Origin of the sequence: Streptomyces sp. NBC_01306, from assembly GCF_026340465.1 — a bacterium.
GTDB lineage: Bacteria > Actinomycetota > Actinomycetes > Streptomycetales > Streptomycetaceae > Streptomyces.
The window spans coordinates 7266176-7285699 of the sequence record NZ_JAPEPC010000001.1; the positions used below are offsets into that span (position 1 = coordinate 7266176).

Here is a 19524-nt window from a genome sequence, read left to right on the forward strand (position 1 = left end):
TCGCCGTATCGGCCTGTTGCACCGTGACACCAATCGTGAGGCCGCGGCTTTACCCCATTCGAGAAGCGGTTCCCAGCCAGTTCGAAGCCGTTGCAGAAGCTGATACAGAAGCCGATTCCAGAAGCCGATTCAAAGGTTCTTCATGGCCCGTTCCCCCGCGTCCGTCCCCCCGCCACGCCGGACGCAGTACCTCTGGCCGACGGTTCTGAGCCTCGCGCTCATCACGTTCGCCGCTCCCGTGGTGCCCCTGGCCGCCGGCAGCGCCGCAGGCCCCGTCGTTCTCGTGGTGTACCTCGCCGCGGCCCTGGCCGTGCTCACGCTCCTGGTGAGACTGCGCGGACAGCACAGAGACGCAGAGGCCGGGGCGGCCCGCTCGCTGCGTGAGGCCGGGGATCAGGCCGACCGTGCGGCCCTCCGCGACACCGAGTGGCGCCGCCGGGCGCAGCAGCAGAGCGATCTGGTCCAGGCGGAGGTCGAGCACGCCGTCAAGGAGCGGCTGCCCGCAGCACTGGCCGGCCGGGAGGACCCGGGCCCTTCGAACGGGACATGGCCGCTGGACGAGAACGTGACCGGCCTGCTCGACCGGCTGCTCGGCGAGGTGCGCGAAGCAGCCGAGTACCGCGAGGAGTCGCAGCGGCTGGCCCTCGTCGAGCTCGCCAGCCGGGTCCAGACCTCCGCACACCGGATCCAGGCCGCCGTGACGGGGATCGCCGACCGGTACCCCGGCGACGCCGAACTCCTCGAATCCACCATGCGGGTGGACCATGCGGCGACCCAGCAGGCCCGGCACGCCCAGAGCCTCAAGGTGCTGTGCGGCGAGTGGCCGGGGCAGCAGTGGCAGAAGCCGCTGGCCCTGGTCGATGTGGTGCGGGCCGCCTCGGGACGGATCGTCGCGTTCACCCGTGTCGAGGTGTCGGGCGACCCCGACGTGGGGATCGCGGCGCCCGTCGTCGAACCGCTGATCCATCTGCTGGCGGAGCTGCTGGCCAACGCGACCGAGTACTCGCCCCCGAGCACCGCGGTACCGGTGACCGTACGGACCGTGCAGCGCGGCGCAGTCATCGAAGTGGACGACGGCGGTCTGGGCCTGGACGAGTACCGGCTCGTTGAAGCGCGTGAAGTCGCCTCGGGCCGCAGGATCCTGGGCGTCGGCGACGTCGGCGAGATCCCGCAGACCGGCTTCGCAGTGGTGGGGCGCTTCGCCCAGCGCCACGGGTTCGGCGTCGACCTGGGGCCTTCCCCGTACGGCGGTGTCCGCGGCGTGGTGCTGATTCCCACCCACGTACTGGAAGCCATCGACCCGCCCGGTTCGCCCGCGGACGGCTCCGACGCTCAGCACCCGCCCGCCCCCGATTCCGGGGCAGGGCAGTCGCCCACCGTCCCCGGGCAGACCTCGCAGAGCCCCGAGATCCCCGCCGAACAGCCGGTGCAACAGGCCATTCCGCTGTACGAGCAGGGCGGCGAGCGGACCAGGCGCCTCCCGCGCCGGCGGTCGCGCCGCGACGAGTACCGCTTGTCCGACGGGCCGCCGGACGGGCCGCCCCCGGCCGGCTCCATGTCCTCGGCGACCCCGGACGAGGCGGGCGACTGGATGGAGCAGTTCTTCGAGGGCGGCCGGTCCGTGCCCGAACCCGGCTCCGGCCAGGACGGCCGGGACGGCCGGGACGATTCTTCCCCCCACACCCCCGATTCCGCAGAAGGACAGGCGTGAGCATGAGTTACGTGGACAACCCCGAGCAGCGTGGCTGGATGATCTCGGAGGTCGCGGCGGTGCCCGGGGTACGCCAGGCGATCGTCTTCAGCGCCGACGGACTCCTGCTGGTCAGCTCCGACGGCATGGACCGGGACGCCGCCGACCGCCTCTCGGCGAACTGCTCGGGGCTACAGTCCCTGGGCCGCAGCCTCGGACGAGAGTTCGGCGAGGACGGCGGCTCGGTCCACCAGCAGATGGTGGAGTTCAACGGCGGCTTCCTCTTCATGCGCAGCGCCGACAACGTCCATCTCGCCGTGGTGACAGGACCGGTGGTCGACCCGAAGCTGGTGGCCCGTCAGATGCAGGCACAGGTCATGAGAATCGGCGCGGCCAACCTCAGCAGCCCGCCGAGGCCGGGAGCCGCCCGGTGAGCGACCCGGAGGGGGAGTACACGGACCGGGCGTTGCGCCCCTATGTGATCAGCAAAGGGCGCTCACGCCCCACGCGTAACACCATCGGTATTGAGACACTGCTCATCGCCGTCGACCCTCCGCACGACCTGCCCGTTTCCGCCACCCGGGAAGAACGCGCCCTCCTGCGGATGTGCCGTCGGCTGCTCTCCCTGGTGGAGGCGGCCGCCCACCTCCAACTGCCGGTGAGCCTGGTCAAAGTACTGGTGTCCGACCTCGCCGACAGCGGTCATCTGTCGGCGCGCCCCGGCGTACCGCAGGCCGTTCCCCCCGATGGCCAACTGCTTCAGGAGGTACTCGATGGTCTCCGCCGTCTCCGCTGACCGCTATCTGGCCGGCACCGTCCAGCAGGCCGCCAAGATCCTCGTCGTCGGTGCTTTCGGCGTCGGCAAGACCACGCTGGTCGGGTCGGTCAGCGAGATCGAACCGCTGCGCACCGAGGAGGTGATGACCCGGGCGAGCATCGGGGTGGACGACCTCTCGGGTACGGGCACCAAGACCACCACAACCGTCGCGATGGACTTCGGCCGGATCACGGTCACTTCGCGGCTGGTGCTCTACCTCTTCGGCACTCCCGGCCAGCGCCGGTTCTGGGACCTGTGGGAAGGGCTGGCCGAGGGCTCCATCGGCGTGCTGGTCCTGGTCGACACCCGCAGGATCGAGGACAGTTTCGACGTACTGGAGCAACTGGAGATCCGCGGGCTGCCGTTCGCCGTCGCCGTGAACCAGTTCCCGGACAGCGAGTACTACTCCGCCGACGAACTCCGTGTCGCGCTCGACCTGCTGCCGGAGACCCCCGTCGTCATCTGTGACGCACGGGAGCGCACCTCGTCGCTCGACGCGCTGATCAGCCTTGTTCACTACGTGCTGAGCGCCGGAGCGGCGCGCGTACCGGAGAGCGCCTCATGAACCATCCCCTCCCGCCGCCGTCCTGCCCGGCCCGCGGTGGCCACACCACCGGGCTGCTCCCGCTGTCCGAGGCCGTCGGTTCCAGCGATCCGCAGGCGGCCTACCGCAGGCTGCGTGAGCAGTGGGGCAGCGTGGCCAAGGTGGAACTGGAGCCGGGGGTGCCCGCCTGGCTCGTCATGGGCTACCGCGAACTGCTGACCATCACCCGCCAGGAGCAGGTGTACTCGCGGGACGCGCGCAACTGGCGCGACCTCAACGACGGTGTCGTGTCACCGGATTCGGGCCTGCTCCCGATGATGGCCTGGCGGGCCAACGTCGTCGGCGCCGACGGCCCGGAGCACCGCAGGCTGCGGCAGCCGCTCGACGACGGCGTCGCCCGGATCGACCAGCGCCGCACCCGGCACCAGGTCGAGGCGGTCTGCGCGCAACTGATCGCCGGGTTCTCCGCACGCGGCAGCGCCGACCTGGTCAACGAGTACGCCACGATTGTCCCGATGCTCTCCACCGCCTCGCTGTTCGGCCTGGACAGCGCCGAAGGGCGTGAGCTGCTGAACGCGCTCATCGCACTGGTCGGCAGCGCGGACGACTCGCAGAGCGGAAACCGCCACTTCGAGGAGATCCTCGCCGACACGCTCAGAGCCCGCCGTGCCGAGCCCGCGGACGACCTGACAACCGCCCTGCTCGACCACCCCAACCTGCGGGACGAGGTGGAGCAGCTCCAGTCGATGGTCCTGATGGTCTCCGCGGGCAACGAGACCGTCACCGCCTGGATCTCACACACCCTGCGGCTGATGCTCACCGACCCGCGGTTCGCGGCCCGGATGCACGGCGGGCGGCTCGGCGTGGACGACGCACTCGACGAGGCGCTCTGGCGCGACCCGCCGATGAACAACGTGCCCGCCCGCTACGCACTGCGCGACACCGAACTGGGCGGACAGCAGATCAGGCGGGGCGACGTCCTCATCCTGGGGATCGGCGCCGCCAACGGCGACCCCGCGGTCCGCGCGCCCGACGGCGGGGTGGAGCCGGGCAACCGCGCGCACCTCGCCTTCTCGGCCGGCGCGCATGTGTGCCCCGCCCAGGTGCCGGCCCGGCTGATCACCCGTACCGCGGTCAACACCGTCCTGCATCTGCTGCCCGACATGAAGCTCAGCATCCCTGCCCGCGACGTGGCCTGGCGCCCCTCGCCCTGGACCCGCGTCCCCGTCTCGCTGCCCGTCGACTTCTCCGCGCGGTACGGAGCGGACACCGGCGACGGCACATCCCGGTGACCGGACACCCACCCCTCGCGTCGACTTGGCGAAGCACATGACCTCGCACCCGGTGCCCCCGTCCCCGTCCCGCTCGTCACCCTCGACCCGCACGGCGCCGACCACCACGCCGAAGCCGCCAGGCTTCCCCTTCCGCTACCCCCTGGAGGACGTGGAGATCGCCGGGGTACGGATCCCCAGGGGCGAGGCCATCATGGCCCCGTACAGCGCGGTCGGCCGTGACGAGGGGCAGCACGGTGCGGACGCCGGGACCTTCGACATCGCCCGTGAGCGGCGCAGGCATCTGGCCTTCGGCCACGGACCGCGCTTCTGCCTGGGCGCTCCGCTGGCCCGGCTGGAGGCGGCACTCGCCCTGCCGGCCGTCTTCGCCAGGTATCCCGGCCTGACCCTGGCCGCGGATCCGGACCGGCTGACCCCGGTGCCGTCCCTGTTCTCCAACAGCACCACCACCCTGCCGGTACGGCTGACCGCGGGGGACTGACCGGTGCACTCACCGGGGCCCGTCCCGCCCTCGCCGGACACCCGGCGGGCGGCGGGGGGTTGGGACGGGCCCGTCGTCACTCGTACCGGCATGATCGGGCGAATCTCACCGTAAAGTGGATCAAGATCCGGTATTCCTGTGCGCATGGATACAGATGGAACTTCCCGCTCCGATTCTTCCTCCTCCCGCACCTCCGGTTCCTCCCGCGTCTCCGGCCGCGCAGGCCGGACCCGTTCCCTCTCCGGCCTGCGCGCCGGTACCGCGCTGCTCGCCGCCGCCACGGCCGTACTGGCTGCCACGGTGCCCGGTGCATCGGCGGCCGCGCCCCGGGACAGACTCGCCGCGGAACGTCCCTGGCAGGACGGGGCTGCCGGGACTCAGCGGTACCTCGACAAGGTGAAGGACAACCCGGACCGGCTCAGGGCCTTTCTGCGCCCGATGCCGAAGGGCGGGGACCTGCACACCCACCTGTCGGGCGCAGTGCCGGTCGAGGCGCTGATCGGCTTCGCCGCCGACGACGGGCTGTGCATCGACGAGACCACGCTGTCGGCGTCCGCACCGCCTTGCGGGCCCGGGACCCGGCCCGCCCGGGACGCCGTGTCCGACCACGACTTCCGGCAGGACGTCATCCACGCCTGGTCCATGGAGGGGTTCAAGGAGACCCCCGCCGAGAGCGGACACGACCACTTCTTCGCCACCTTCGGAAAGTTCAAGGCCGTCACCGGAAGCCACCGCGGCAGGCTCGTCGCAGAGGTGACGAAGGTGGCCGCCGCCAACCACCAGGACTACGTGGAACCGCTCTTCACCCCGCAGGGCGACGCCCTGCGGAATCTGGGAACGAATCTCCGGTGGACCGGTGACTTCGACCGGATGCGGGACTCCCTGCGGGCCGACGGCAAGCTGAACCGCGTCCTGGACGACGCGAAGGCCGAGACCGCCCGGGAGATGGCGGAGCAGCGCGCCACCCTCGGCTGTGACGGCTCCGACCCGCAGCCCGCGTGCAAGGTGCAGGTGCGCTTCGACTTCCAGGTCGGCCGCGCGTCCGAGCCGCAGTACGTCTTCACCCAGCTCCTCGCCGGTTTCGAGATGGCCGACAAGGACCCCCGCTACGTGGGGGTCAACCTGGTGCAGGCCGAGGACGCCCCCATCGCGCTGCGCGACTACCACCTGCAGATGCGCATGATCAAGTACCTGCGGTCCGTCTACCGCACGGCGCATGTCACGCTGCACGCCGGTGAGCTGACCAGCAAGGTCGCCCCCCGCGAGGACCTCAGGTTCCACATCCGCGACGCCGTCGAGACCGCGGGCGCCGAGCGCATCGGCCACGGTGTGGACATCATGAGCGAGGACCGGCCGCAGCAGCTCCTGCGGACCATGGCCCGCCGGCACATCGCGGTGGAGGTACCGCTGACCAGTAACTGCCAGATCCTCGAAGTCTGCGGCGCCGACCACCCGGTCAACCGCTACCTGGCGGCCGGTGTCCCGGTGGCGCTGTCCACCGACGACCAGGGCGTGTCGGGCACCGACATCACCATCGAGTACGCACGCGCCGTCAGCGAGCACCACCTGTCGTACCGTCAGCTGCGCGACAGTGCCCGTACCTCGCTGGAGTACGCCTTCATCCAGGGCCGCAGCCTCTGGCGCGCCGTGGGCGACCACCGGCCCACCGCCGCCTGCGCCACCAGTGACCCCCGTACCGGCAGGATCACCCAGAGCTGCCGGGAGCTGCTGAACGCCAGCCCCAAGGCGACCCTCCAGTGGCGCTACGAGACCGAGCGCACAGCCTTCGAGGCCCGTCACCAGGCCTAAAGGTCCTGTCCGGCCGGTCCTCGTGGGCCCGCGACGCCTGGCACGGCACCTCACCGCGTTGTCGGAGTCACCCAGTACGTCCAGTACGGGGGCGATCCTCCGCCTTGCGAGGCACCGCACCGGACGCCGCGGCCTGATCCACGAAGGTCGGCCGGACAGGCCCTGGCTGATCCGTTCCACGGTGTCACCCGGCCCGTCGCGCCGGCTCAGCCCGTCGGGCGGTCGGCCAGCTGGGCCACGGCGCCCGCGACCGCACGGGTGACGTCGGCCGCGAACTCCAGGTCGAGCGTCCCGAGGGTGTCGGTCGCCTTGTGGTAGTGCGGATTACGCAGGTTGGCCGTATCGGTGACGAGCAGCCCGCGGCGACCACTGCGCCAGTACGGCAGGTGGTCGCTGCGTGCGGCGTCCCTGAGCAGACCCCCGAGTCGCTTGACCGGGTAGAGCCGCAGCCCCGGAACGTACTGCCGGGCGCTGCGCTGCACCGCGTTGGCGAACGGCAGTGAGCGCAGGTCGGCGATGATCGCGATGAAGTCGCCGGTCCTCGGCGGCGAGAACACCCCCGGAATGCGCAGCGGACTGCGCTGTGCGCCGGGGCGCGCGTCCCGGAAGCCGATCATCTCCAGCACGATCAGGCCCTCCACCACCTCGCCGCCGGCCTCGATGTCCGACACATGCTCGCGGCTCCCCAGCATCCACTCCTCCTCCTCGCCGAAGAGGCAGAACCGGACGCCGCGTTGACGCGGGCCGAGAGTGCGCAGGGCGCGGGCCGTTTCGAGCAGACCGGCGACCCCGCTCGCGTTGTCGTCGGCTCCGGGACTGCCCTGCTTGGAGTCCCAGTGGGCGCCGACCTCCACCAGCGGTGCGTCGATGTCGCGGCCCGGCAGCGTGGCGAACAGGTTGACCTGGTGCGGCGCTTCGCCGTACCGCGTCTCCACCACCGGGTAGCCGTACCCGGACAGTTCCTCACGGAGGTGGCGGAGGGTCTCCCGGACGTTCTCCTCGTCCTCACGCCAGCGCGGCCCGCCGGCCGTCAACGCGGTGATGTGCCGCTCCACTCCGGCCGCGGTGATGCCGGGGAGTGCCGCCGCCAGGTCCCGGTCGAACCCGGGCCGCGTCCTGAGTTCGCCGAGGGTGTCGACGATCTGACACCGGATCTCATCCCAACCAGGCAGATATTCGAGCCAGTTACGGTTCATGCGGCGCCGCCCGCGGAAGCAGTGAGGTCCTCGGCGTCTCCCGTCGCGCCGCCTGTGGCAGCCGCGGCCCGCTTCGCCTGCGCCCTGGCCACCAGCGGCACCACGGCGACCCCGGACAACAGGAACACCGCCGCGATGGCCAGCCAGCCGGGCGGGCCCTCGCGGACACCGAGGAATGCCGTCGCAGCCGGCCCGACCGTCTCGGAGAAGGCCGCGCCGAGTGCGTAGACGCCCAGGTACTCGCCGCGGGCGTGCTCCGGGGCCAGGCCGTACGAGATTCCCCAACTCCCGGCCATGGCAAGGAGTTCGCCTGCGGTCAGCACCAGGACCGCCAGAGTCAGGAAAGTGATCTTCAGAGCGGTACCGTGTGCCGCCACCGCGGCCGCGATCCCCACACAGGAGACCGCCAGCAGGAAGCCGGACCGGCGCTGGGCGCGGGCACCCCCCTCCAGCGTGTCGGCGCCACGGCTCAACCGCACCTGGAAGATCACGATGAGTACGGTGTTGACGGTGACGAAGAGACCGGCCAGGGCTTTCGGGATGCCTTGCCCGGAGACGATCAACAGCGGCAGCGCCAGCGTGAGGACGATCCCGTTCATGCCGAGCAGACCGTTCATCAGGGTGAGCAGGACGAAGGGGATGTCCTTGAGCGCAGGCGCCTTGCTCGCCCCCGCGGGCCGCTGCCGGGGCGGCATGGCGGGCAACGGGATGAGAGTGAGGGCCGCGAGCACGTAGGTGACCGCGTTCCCGAGGATCACCAGCTCGCAGGCGAGATGCGAACCGTCGGCCAGCGCCCAGGCGGCCAGCGCGGAACCACCGGCGAAGCCGCCGTTGAACACCGCGCGCAGATAGGCCCGTCCGGCCACCAGACGGTCGGGCTCCAGTACGGCGCCGATCAGTGCGGCCCGGACGGTACTGGTGGCCCGGATCGCCAGCGAGGTCGCGCAGGCCACCACGACGAAGCCGAGGAAGGAGTGCACCAGCGGATAGAGGCAGAAGAGCACGGCCTCCGCCACGTGCAGCACGATCAGCAGCCGGCGGGTGTCCATCCGGTCCGCGAGCCATCCGGTGGGCACCGAGGCCCCGAGCGTGATCAGCCCCGCCAGTGAGAACCCGGCGCCGACCTGTGCCGGCGTCAGCCCGACCACGTGCACGAAGAACGCCACACCGCCGGTGAGGAACAGTCCCGTCCCGAGCGAGTCGACCAGATAGTTGACCGACAGGGGCCGCGTCGCCCCGCGGGCAGGTAAAAGGGAGGCGAATGGCGGCATGCTGAGGGATTCCTTCCGGCAGAGAGCTGGGGCTTCGGGGGTTCTCCCGGTCCCGGCGACCGGCGGGCTGTCCGCGGTGCGGCCGGCGGCACTCTCGGAAGTGATATCGGCGATCGGCAGGCGGTATCACATCGCGAATCGCAAAGAAATATTCAATCGCACTCTCCCCCGATTCGTGGATCCTAGGTGCGTCGACTTCGCGGGTCAAGATCTGCCGGATTTCTGATCCCCGGAGAGCTGTCACAGGAATGCGACCCGGCCGGCCGATTTACGGCGATCAGTACGCAAGCTGTCCCGCCGGGCCTCCCTTGTCGTCGGAGAGGTGCCTGTTCGGGCAGTGATATTGGTACGCCTGGGCCGCGCTCGACGAGGGTGGAGCGTGCGCCGGCTGTCCGCCTCCGGCTGTCCCCGGGGTCTTACGTTGGACTCGTCGTCCGGACCGATAGTTACCTTTTTGGTGGGTTATGGTCACTGGGTAATGTCCAGTGATTCCTGATTTATCGAGCTGATGGCTTTTATCACGCTTGATATCCCATATCCGTAATGCGGTCCATGGTGTTGCTGCCCCCGGCGCGCCGCGTTGCTGCCCCTGGCGCACCGGATGATGCCCCGGCATGCCGCACAGATGCCCCCGATGCACCGCATTGCTGCCCTGGCGGTGAAATCGGGTCTTTCTTGCGATCGACACATCGTGTTAATGTTTGGATTCGGGAGCGGGCTATGACCGGTTCTCTCCCAGGGGGCGGCGGGAGATTCAAGACTCTCGTCAGTGTTTCGGGTTTTCCACTTTCTTTCTCGTGCGTCGAGTGCTGCCACAGGTGCGCTCGCGTCCCCTTTCCTGTGTATGAGCACTCCAAGGTTTGAGGCGATAGTGTTCCACCACGAATCATCGATTGATTTCCGCGTAGTCGTGAACGGCGAGGAGCAGTACTCCATCTGGCCGGCCGACATCGAACTCCCTGCGGGATGGCGGCCTGAGGGCGTCAGAGGCACGCGCGAAGAGTGCCTCGCGCACGTGGAACGGGTCTGGACCGACATGCGTCCACTCAGCCTGCGTGGCTGATCCGGCCACGCCCGTTCCTGGAAGGAGTGCCGCGGTGATCAGCACCACCCACTCCCGGTCCTCCCGGTGGTGGACCGGCCTGCCCGGTCCAGCCACCGGGCGGACACTCGTCTGCCTCCCGTACGCCGGTGGGGGACCTCAGACCTATGAGGGCTGGGAGGCATCGCTGCCGGCGGACACGTCCGTGCTCGCGGTGACGCCTCCGGGCCGTGGCCGCCGGTTCGGCGAGCCCCTCTGCCGCGACATCCCGTCACTGGTGCAGCCCCTGGCGCGGGAGTTGGCAGCTGCCGTGGACGGTCCGTACACACTGTTCGGGCACAGCCTGGGGGCCACGGTGGCCTTCGAGTTGTGCCGGGAGCTCCGCAGAGTCGGATTCCGCCCGCCCGCCGCCCTGGTGGTCTCCGGACGCCAGGCACCGGATCTGCCGTGGACCGAGCGGCCGATCAGCGGTCTGCCGGACGCCGAATTCACCGAGGCGCTGCGCGACCTCGGCGGTACCCCCGAAGCCGTCTTCCAGCAGCCGGAGTTGATGGGTCTTCTGATGCCGTTGCTCCGGGCCGACTTCACGATCGTCGAGTCCTACCGCTGCCGGGACGAGGCGCCCCTCGATGTGCCGATCCTGGCCCTGGCGGGCACCCGTGACCAGCGCGCGACGGCGGACCTGATGTCGGGCTGGGCCCGGCAGACCAGCGCGTCGTTCACCCTGCGCACGGTGCTCGGCGAGCACTTCTTCGTAGACACCGACCCCGAATACGTCACCGGCCTGCTGTCGGCCGTCCTCTGAGCAGCGGGTCCGCCCCCGCCACCTGATCCACCCGTCGGCATCCACCCGCCGGCCGGCCGCGCCCGCGTGCCGCGCGAGGCCGTGCCGCGCGCCGCTGTGCGCCCGCCGAACCGCAAGCCATTCCGTTCTGACGTCATTTCTGGGGGAAGCCCGTGAGCCACGCCATCGACATGTCACCGTCCACGGACATGAGCACGCTGGTCGACGTGCTCAGCCACCGTGCCGAAGCCCAACCGCACCGCCGCGCCTTCGGCTTCCTGCGGGCCACGGGGGGAATGGCCGAGGAGTTGAGCTACGCCGAACTGGACGGGCGGGTGCGCGCACTGGCGGCGCGCCTGGAGTCCGAACACCCTTCCGGCAGCCGGTTGTTGCTGCTCTACCCGCCCGGCCTCGACTTCGTGGTGGGATTCCTGGCCTGTCTGTATGCGGGCATGGTGGCGGTACCGATGCCTCTGCCGACCAGCCGCAAGCGCGCACAACGCCAGCTGGCCGCAGCCACCGACGCCCGGGTGGCCGCCTGGCTGACGGTCGCCGCCTCCCGCAGGATGCTCGACGAGCACGCGGCGGACGCCGGTGGCGGCCCGGTCACGGTCCACACCACCGACGGCGCGCCCACCCACCGGGCCGATGACTGGTCCGGACGCCGTCCGGCCCCTGCCGACCTCGCCTTCCTGCAGTACACCTCGGGCTCGACCGGCGCTCCTCGCGGTGTCATGGTCACCCACCACAACCTGATGGCCAACGCTGAGGCGATCCGGTCGAAGTTCGCTCTCACCGCGCAGGATTCTTCGGTGATCTGGCTCCCGCCGTTCCACGACATGGGCCTGATCGGCGGCATCCTCCAGCCCGTCCACACCGGTTTCCCCGCGCTGCTGATGTCGCCCCAGGCCCTGATGCGGGACCCCGGGAGCTGGCTGGAGGCGATCTCCGAGCACCGGGCGACCGTCAGCGGCGGTCCCAACTTCGGATACGCGCACTGCGTCCGGCACATCGACGCCGAACGTGCGGCCGGACTCGATCTCAGCAGCTGGCGGGTGGCGTTCAACGGCGCCGAGCCGATCCGCGCGGAGAGCCAGGACGGCTTCGCTGAGGCCTTCGCGGCGCAGGGGTTCGACCCCCGCGCCTTCTTCGCCTGCTACGGGATCGCCGAGGCCACCCTGCTGGTCTCCGGTGCCGACCGCGGCGAAGGCGCCCGGGTACTGGCCGTGGACGACGACCAACTCGCCCTGCACGGACGGGCAGTGCCCGCAGCGGAAGGCCGCGGCATTCGGCTCGTCAGCTGTGGTGCACCGGCGGCCGGCCACCAGGTCCTGATCGTCGATCCGGACCTCGGATGCCGGGTGGACGACGGAGCCGTCGGCGAGATATGGGTCAGCGGCCCGAGCGTGGCGGCCGGTTACCTCGATGCTCCGGAGGCCACCGTGGCCACCTTCGGCGCACAGGTGGCCGACGTGGCAGGCACCTTCCTCCGTACCGGCGACCTCGGGTTCCGCCACGACGGCGAGCTCTATGTCACCGGACGGATCAAGGACCTGATCGTGGTCCGCGGACGCAACGTCCATCCGCAGGACGCCGAGCGGATCGCCGCGGCAAGCCACCCCGGGCTCGACCCGGACGCGGCTGCCGCCTTCGGCTACGAGGAGGACGGCGCCGAGGCCCTGGGGATCGTCCTCGAAGTGGACCGGCACATCTCCGCCGACCGGCTCGCCTCCATGGCGGACAGCGTGCGGACGGCGGCCACCGCCGAACTCGGCGTCGCGGTCGGTGCCGTCTTCTTCACCCGGCGCGGCGGCGTCCCGCGGACTACCAGCGGCAAGATCCGCCGGCAGGCATGCCGGGAACAGTGGCTGGGCGGTGAACTGCCGCTGGTCGGTGGTGACACGCCGGGCACCTCGGCCCCGTCCGGCGAGGAGGGCGCCGGTGTCCGCGCCGTGCTGGCTGCCGTGGCGCGGCTCTCACCGGAGGCGCTGGACGACTCCACGGGCATCTTCGATCTGGGTCTTGACTCGCTGGGCGTGGTCGACCTGAGGTTACGCGTCCTCGCCGAGCTGGGGGTCGAGCTGTCCCTGTCCGACCTGCTCGCCGGGCCGACCGTCGCCGAACTGGCGGCCGCCGTCGCGGCGGCACCGCGGGTCTCGACCGGGCCTGAGGCGGCCGAGGCCGCCTACTCCGGGGCTTCGCCGGGCCAGGAGGCGCTGCTCCTCGCGGACGAACTCGCCGGTGATGACGCCCCCTACGTGGTCGGCCGCGCGGTCAAGGTGCTCGGCGCGTTCCGCGTGGACGACTTCCTGGCGGCGGTACGAGCGGTGGTGGCCCGCCATCCGGCCCTGCGGACCTCGTTCGTCCCGGGCGACGAGGTACTGGGACGGGTACTGCACCCCGAGCTCCCGCCCGAGCTGGCTGTGCTCGACGCCCGGGGCCAGGACGCGGCCGCGGTGACGGCGCTGCTGGAGGACGCGGCCTGCCGCCGTATGGACCCGGCCACCGGCCCACTCGTCAGGGTCACCGCCATCCGCACCGCCGAGACCGAGACGGTCGTGGTCTTCGCCGTCCACCACGCGGTCTGCGACCTGCGCTCGCTCGGACTGCTCCTGCTGGAGGTCGCCGACGCATACCGGCCGGCCGACACCACCACGTCCGACACCGCCGCCTCCGGCGCAGCGGTGTCCAGGACGAACCACGACGAGGCCCACGACGCGGCGTACGGTGCGTTCGCGGCCGGCCAGCGCCGCCTGGTCGAGACCGGCGACGAGGACCGGCTCCGGCGGCACTGGGAGACAGAACTCAGCGGTGTCCCGCTGGAGATCCGGTTGCCGATGGCCCGAGCCGCGACGGGATCCGCCCGTGGCGCGGTGGAGCGCTTCGTGGTCCCCGCCGAACTGTCCGCGCAGGTACACGACTTCGCGCGGACCCACCGGCTGACCGTCAACGCCGTGCTGCAGGCCGCCCTGCACGTCCTGCTGCACCGCCTCACCGGCGAGGAGCGGGTCGCCGTCGGCACCCCCTCCGCCAACCGCGGCCGCAGCGACCGGATGGACGTCGTCGGCTACTTCGTCAACGTACTGCCGCTGGCCAGCACCCACCGTCCGGAGACCGGCTTCGCGGAGGCGGCTGCGCAACTGCAGCACACCCTCGCCGTCGGCCTGGAGCACGGCGAGCTGCCGTACGCCGCGATCCTTCAGGCCGCCGACAGGTCCACCGACCGCTGCAACGTCCTGGTCGCCTACCAGAGCATCCAGTCCGAGCACACGGCGGACATCGCCCGGATCGCCCTTGAGGACCCACGGCTGCCGGTCCGGGTCGGCGGGCTCACCATGCTGCCGGTACCGCTGCCCCGCCGGGACAACGCCTTCGACCTCACCATGAATCTGGCGGACTCCGGAGCCGAACTGCTCGGCAACGTGGAGTACCGGGCTGACCTGTTCGCCGCCGGGGACGTGCGTCAGTTCGTCGACTGCTACCTGGGCCTGCTCCGCTCCGCGCTGGCCGACCCCGCGCAGCCGACCGCCGCTCTGAGCCTGTCCGGCACACCGCAGGGGGCGGCTCTCCCGGCACTCGCGACGCCCGCAGCCCCCGGGGCGTACGACGAGACCAGCCTGACCGGCCTGATCGACGAGTGGGTCCGGCGCACGCCGGAGGCCACGGCGCTGACCGACGGACGACGCACCCTCGACTACCGCGAACTCGACCGTGCCGCAGGCCGCCTGGCCGCCGAACTTGCCGCCCGCGGAGTCGGCGCGGAGTCCGTGGTCGGCGTGGTCACCGGCCGCGACGTCAGGACCGTGATCGCGCTGCTGGGCGTGCTCAAGGCCGGCGCCGCCTATCTGCCGCTCGACCCTTCGCTGCCCGACGACCGTCTCCAGTGGATACTCGGCCGGGCAGGGGTGCCGCTGGTGGTCGCCGCCGGCGATGCGCGTGACCTGCCCGGGGACCTGCCCGTGGTGCCGGCGGAGCCGACGTCCGAGCTGCCACCGCCGCCTGACGTTCCGGTGCGTCCCGGCAACCTCGCCTACGTCCTGTTCACCTCCGGCTCGACCGGTCGTCCGAAGGGCGTCGCGCTCACCCACCGCAACGCTGTCTCCTTCCTCGCCTGGGCGCGGGAACGGTTCGGTACCGACCTGAGCGCGGTGCTCGCCGCCACCTCCTTCTCCTTCGACCTGAGCGTCTTCGAGATCTTCGGCCCGCTCACCAGCGGCGGCACCGTCGTCGTGGCCCGGGACGTACTCGTGCTGGCCGAGGACGCCCTGCCGGCGCCCGTCGCCCTGGTCAACACCGTCCCCTCGCCCCTCGCCGAGCTACTGCGTTCGGGATGGCTCCCGCAGGGAGTACGCACCGTGAACCTGGCCGGTGAGCCGCTGCCCCGACAGCTCGCCGACGCCGTACTCGGCCATCCCTCGGTCGACCGGCTGATGAACCTCTACGGTCCGACCGAGGCGACGACGTACGCCTGCGAAGCGCTGATCCGGGCCGGCGACCCGGGCGAGCCGCCGATCGGCCGCCCCATCTCGGGCACCCACGCCTATGTGCTCGACGACCGGCTGCGGCCGGTGGCCCCGGGCGTCCCCGGTGAGCTGTACCTGGGCGGGCCCGGCCTGGCCCGTGGTTATCTCAACGACCCCGCGCTGACCGCCGACCGCTTCCTGCCCGACCTGACCCGGCCCGGAGAGCGGATGTACCGCACCGGCGACGTGGTCCGGGTGGACGCCGACGGGCAGTTGCGCTACCTGGGCCGCTCCGACGACCAGGTGAAGATCCGCGGCTTCCGGATCGAGCCGGGGGAGTGCGCGGCGGCGCTGCGCCGCCACCCGGCGGTCGCCGACGCCGCGGTGCTGCCGCGCGAAGTCCCGGGTGCGGGAACGGTGCTGTGCGCCTGGCTGGTCCCGGCCGCAGGCAGCACCCTGGAGCCCGGACAGGTGCAGGCGTTCGCCCGCACCCGGCTGCCGCACTACATGGTGCCTTCGGCGATCGCCGTGGTGGACCGGCTGCCGCAGACCCCGAACGGCAAGCTCGACAAGCGTGCCCTGACCACACCGGGACTCGCCGCCGCCGCGGGCACGGCTGCCCCCGACGGGCCGGTCGAGCAGCAACTGCTGGAGATCTTCACCGAGCTGCTGGCCCGGCAGGACTTCGGCGTCGAGGACAGCTTCTTCGACCTCGGCGGCCACTCGCTGCTGGTCGCACGCCTGATCACCCGGATCCGGCGGGCGTTCGGTGTCGCCCTGCCCATGCGGGCGGTCTTCGAGCACCCCCGCATCCGCGCTCTCGCGCCGCTGGTCGCGGCGGCAGCCGGTCAGGAAGCCGGCGCCACCGTCCGGCTCCTCCCGGTCTCCCGTGAGCCGGCTCCGGCGCCGTCGTCGGCGCAGGAGCGGATGTGGCTGATGCAGCAGATGATGCCCGGCAACACCGCCTACAGCGTCGCGGGTGCGGTCCGGGTGCGGGGTCCGCTCGACACCGGACTGCTGCGCCGTGCCCTGCGGGAGACCGTCCGCCGCCACGAGGTGCTGCGTACCCGGCTGGTGTCCGGCGACGGTGGCGTCCGCCAAGTGATCGCTGAGGAACCCGACTTCGGCTGGATCGAGGAGGATCTCACCGAGCTGCCGGAGCCGGAGCGGACGGCGGCCGCGGTGCAGCGGATGTCCGCGGAGGCCGCAGTCCCCGTCGACCTGGGCGGCGGCAGGCCGGTCCGGCTCGTCGTACTCCGACTGGCCGCCGACGAGCACCTGGTCGGGCTGGTCAGCCATCTCGCGGTGATGGACGGCTGGTCGTCCGGGGTGTTCTTCCGGGACCTCGCGCTCGCCTACCGTTCGCTCTCCGGCGATGAGGGGGCCGGCGTCATCGAACCGGCCGTGCAGTACGCCGACTTCGCGGCCTGGCAGCGGGCCTCGCTGGCGCCCGTCAAACAGGAACTGCTCTCCTGGTGGACCGAACGGCTCGACGGCCTCCCGGCGCTGGCCGTCCCCGCCGACCGGCCCCGGCCCTCGGTGATGGGCTTCCGCGGCGGCAGTGTCCCGGTCCGGTTCGGCCGCGGACTGCGCGACCGGCTTGCGGGTCTTGGCACCGGCCGGGACGCGACGCTGTTCATGGTGCTGCTCTCGGCCTTCGCCACCGTACTGATGCGCCACAGCGGGCAGCACGACTTCGCGGTGGGCACACCGATCGCCGAGCGGCCGCTTCCCGAACTCGACGACGTCATGGGCCCGTTCACCAACACGGTGCCGATCAGGCTGGACCTCTCCGGCGACCCGTCCTTCGCGGAGCTGCTGGACCGCACCAGGGAGCGGGCGCTGGAGGCCTACGCACACGGCACGTTGCCCTTCGAGACCCTGGTGGGCGAACTCGGTCTGGCCCGCGACCTCAGCCGCACCCCGGTGTTCCAGACCATGGTCTCGCTGCAGGACGACCCGCTGGGCGGGCTCGACCTGCCGGGGATGAGCAGCGAGCGTCTCGACGTGCCGCGTGACACCGCCAGGTTCGATCTGCTGCTCGCTCTCTCCGACGGTCCGGCCGGCCTGTCCGGAGCGATGGAGTTCAACCAGGAGATCTTCGACCGCGCCACGGTGGAGGAGCTGATCGCCCATCTGGAGGCGCTCCTGGAGCGGGTCGTGGGCGACGCCGGGGCGCCGGTCTCCCGGATCCCGCTGCTCGACGCCACGCAGACGAATCGCATCCTGCACGAGTGGAACGACACCGCGGCGCCGCAGCAGCCCGTCGCGATCCACACCCTCTTCGACGAGCAGGAGGCCGCGACCCCGGACGCGGTGGCGGTGTGCGACCTCAGCCGCAGCTGGACCTACCACGAACTGCGCGGCAGGGCCGAGCGGGTGGCGCGGGAACTGCTGCCCGTACCCGGCCGGGACGTGGCCGTACTGATGGGCCGGTCGGCGGCGGCGGTGGCCGCGGTGCTGGGGGTGCTGAAGGCGGGCAAGGCGTACGTGCCGATCGACCCGGCCTTCCCGAGCGGCCGGATCGCCGGGATCCTGGACATCTGCGGCGCCGTCTGCCTGCTCGCCGACCCGGAGCACCTGGCACAGGCCGAGGAACTGGCGGCCGGCCGGCCGGGGACGCGGGTGGTGCTGGTCGACGCCGACTCCGCGCCGACGGTCGTTCCCGATTCGGTCGAACTGCCGTCGGTGGCACCGGAGTCGGTCGCGTACACGATCTTCACCTCCGGGTCCACCGGCGTCCCGCAAGGAGTTGTGCTCCAGCATGCGGCGGTGGTCAACACGCTGCGCTGGGTCATCGACACCCTGGACTTCCGGCCGTCCGACCGACTGCTGTGGGTCACCTCGCTCTGCTTCGACCTCTCGGTCTTCGACATCTTCGGCACCCTCGCGTCGGGCGGCCGGATCAGGGTCGCCGAGGAGGAGGAACTCGCCGAGCCGTCGCGCCTGGCGGAGTTGCTGCTTGGCGGCGAGGTCACCGTCTGGGACTCGGCGCCTGCCGCACTGCAGCGACTGCTGCCGGCCCTGGAGCGGCGCGCGGCGCAGCCGAACAGTCCGGCGGTCCGCCTGGTCATGCTCAGCGGTGACTGGATCCCGGTGACCATGCCGGACCGGTTGCGTGAGCTGCTGCCCGGCTGCCACGTGCGGGCTCTCGGCGGGGCCACCGAGGCGGCCATCTGGTCCAACCACTTCCCCGTGGAACACGTCGACCCGTCCTGGACCAGCATCCCGTACGGCCGTCCGATCCAGAACGCCCGCTACCACGTGCTGGACCGCTGGATGCAGCCCTGCCCCGTCGGTGTGCCCGGCGACCTGTACATCGGCGGCGCCTGCCTGGCCCTCGGTTATGTCGACCCGAAGATGACCGCGCAGCGGTTCGTGCCGGACCCGCACAGCGGCCGGGCCGGTGAGCGCCTGTACCGCACCGGCGACCTGGCGCGCTACTGGCGCGACGGGACCCTGGAGTTCCTCGGCCGCTCGGACCAGCAAGTGAAGATCCGCGGCTTCCGGGTGGAGCCCGGGGAGGTGGAGGCCGCGCTGCGCCACTGCGCGGACGTCCGCGAGGCGACCGTGGCCGTGCGCGACGACCTGCCGGGCGGGCGCTGCCTGGTGGGCTACGCCGTCCCGGCCGAGGGACGCAGCCTCGACGAGGCGCAGTTGGGCAAGGAACTGCGTACCCGATTGCCCGCGTACATGGTGCCGGGCCACCTCGTCCAGTTGGAGCGGCTCCCGGTGACCCCCAACGGCAAGCTCGACCGGCGCGCGCTTCCGGCCCCGGTCCTGGGCTCAGGAGGAGCGGACTTCGCGAGCCCGCGCACCGGGACCGAACAGTTCATCGCCGGGGTGTGGAGCCAGGTGCTCGGGGTGGAGCGGCCGGGCAGCCGCGACAACATCTTCGACCTGGGCGGCAACTCGCTGCGGCTGGCCGAGATCCACGCCCTGCTCCAGCAGCGCTTCGACGGACAGCTCCAGCTGGTCCACCTGTTCGAGAACCCGACGATCGAGGGCCTGGCCCGGATGGTCGACGGCCTGGCGGACACCGGATCGGCGACCGACCGGACCCAGGACCGCGCCGAGCGTCAGAAGCAGGCCATGCAGCGACGGCGTGCACCGCGCCGCGCCGAGTGAGGAAAGG

Annotated in this window: 11 protein-coding genes and 1 pseudogene; 10 read left to right on the forward strand and 2 right to left on the reverse strand. The window is 71.4% G+C overall.

All coding sequences use genetic code 11. The features are described 5' to 3' along the window. The first annotated feature begins 142 nt into the window (after positions 1 to 142). The 7 genes and pseudogenes from OG385_RS32250 (at position 143) to OG385_RS32280 (ending at position 6633) form a co-directional block, all read left to right on the forward strand. Positions 143 to 1711, forward strand: coding sequence for an ATP-binding protein (locus OG385_RS32250; protein WP_266860205.1), 1569 nt, complete (start codon positions 143 to 145; stop codon positions 1709 to 1711). A 2-nt stretch (positions 1712 to 1713) separates the two neighbouring features. Then, the gene (locus tag OG385_RS32255) at positions 1714 to 2124 is read left to right on the forward strand and encodes a roadblock/LC7 domain-containing protein (protein ID WP_266860207.1); all 411 of its coding nucleotides are present in this window, start codon (positions 1714 to 1716) and stop codon (positions 2122 to 2124) included. Then, positions 2121 to 2486: a DUF742 domain-containing protein gene (locus OG385_RS32260; RefSeq protein WP_266860209.1), complete on the forward strand. Its 366-nt coding sequence runs from the start codon at positions 2121 to 2123 to the stop codon at positions 2484 to 2486. Before OG385_RS32255 ends, OG385_RS32260 begins: the two co-directional genes overlap by 4 nt. Then, positions 2464 to 3072, forward strand: coding sequence for an ATP/GTP-binding protein (locus OG385_RS32265; protein WP_266860211.1), 609 nt, complete (start codon positions 2464 to 2466; stop codon positions 3070 to 3072). Before OG385_RS32260 ends, OG385_RS32265 begins: the two co-directional genes overlap by 23 nt. Further along, positions 3069 to 4343 (forward strand): cytochrome P450, encoded by a 1275-nt coding sequence (locus OG385_RS32270; protein ID WP_266860213.1) that lies wholly within the window; start codon positions 3069 to 3071, stop codon positions 4341 to 4343. Before OG385_RS32265 ends, OG385_RS32270 begins: the two co-directional genes overlap by 4 nt. Positions 4344 to 4458: 115 nt before the next feature. Further along, a pseudogene (locus tag OG385_RS32275) lies at positions 4459 to 4824 on the forward strand (cytochrome P450); the annotation flags it as partial. 144 nt (positions 4825 to 4968) lie between these two features. Next, complete coding sequence (locus tag OG385_RS32280) at positions 4969 to 6633, forward strand: adenosine deaminase (RefSeq protein ID WP_266860215.1); 1665 nt, start codon at positions 4969 to 4971, stop codon at positions 6631 to 6633. 206 nt (positions 6634 to 6839) lie between these two features. On the opposite strand, the gene OG385_RS32285 is transcribed toward OG385_RS32280, so the two are convergent. Next, positions 6840 to 7829 carry a M20/M25/M40 family metallo-hydrolase gene (locus OG385_RS32285; protein WP_266860217.1) on the reverse strand — a complete coding sequence of 330 codons (990 nt, stop codon included), beginning with the start codon at positions 7827 to 7829 and terminating at the stop codon, positions 6840 to 6842. Next, entirely contained in the window at positions 7826 to 9100 is a 1275-nt protein-coding gene (locus OG385_RS32290; RefSeq protein WP_266860219.1) for an MFS transporter, read from the reverse strand. The genes OG385_RS32285 and OG385_RS32290 overlap by 4 nt, the downstream gene beginning before the upstream one ends. 844 nt (positions 9101 to 9944) lie before the next feature. Between OG385_RS32290 and OG385_RS32295 the strand changes: the two genes are divergently transcribed. The 3 genes from OG385_RS32295 (at position 9945) to OG385_RS32305 (ending at position 19517) form a co-directional block, all read left to right on the forward strand. Further along, the gene (locus OG385_RS32295; RefSeq protein WP_266860221.1) at positions 9945 to 10163 is read left to right on the forward strand and encodes an MbtH family NRPS accessory protein; all 219 of its coding nucleotides are present in this window, start codon (positions 9945 to 9947) and stop codon (positions 10161 to 10163) included. 34 nt (positions 10164 to 10197) lie between these two features. Continuing rightward, entirely contained in the window at positions 10198 to 10947 is a 750-nt protein-coding gene (locus OG385_RS32300) for a thioesterase II family protein (protein ID WP_266860223.1), read from the forward strand. A 188-nt stretch (positions 10948 to 11135) separates the two neighbouring features. After that, positions 11136 to 19517 carry a non-ribosomal peptide synthetase gene (locus OG385_RS32305; protein ID WP_266860225.1) on the forward strand — a complete coding sequence of 2794 codons (8382 nt, stop codon included), beginning with the start codon at positions 11136 to 11138 and terminating at the stop codon, positions 19515 to 19517. Positions 19518 to 19524: the final 7 nt, after the last annotated feature.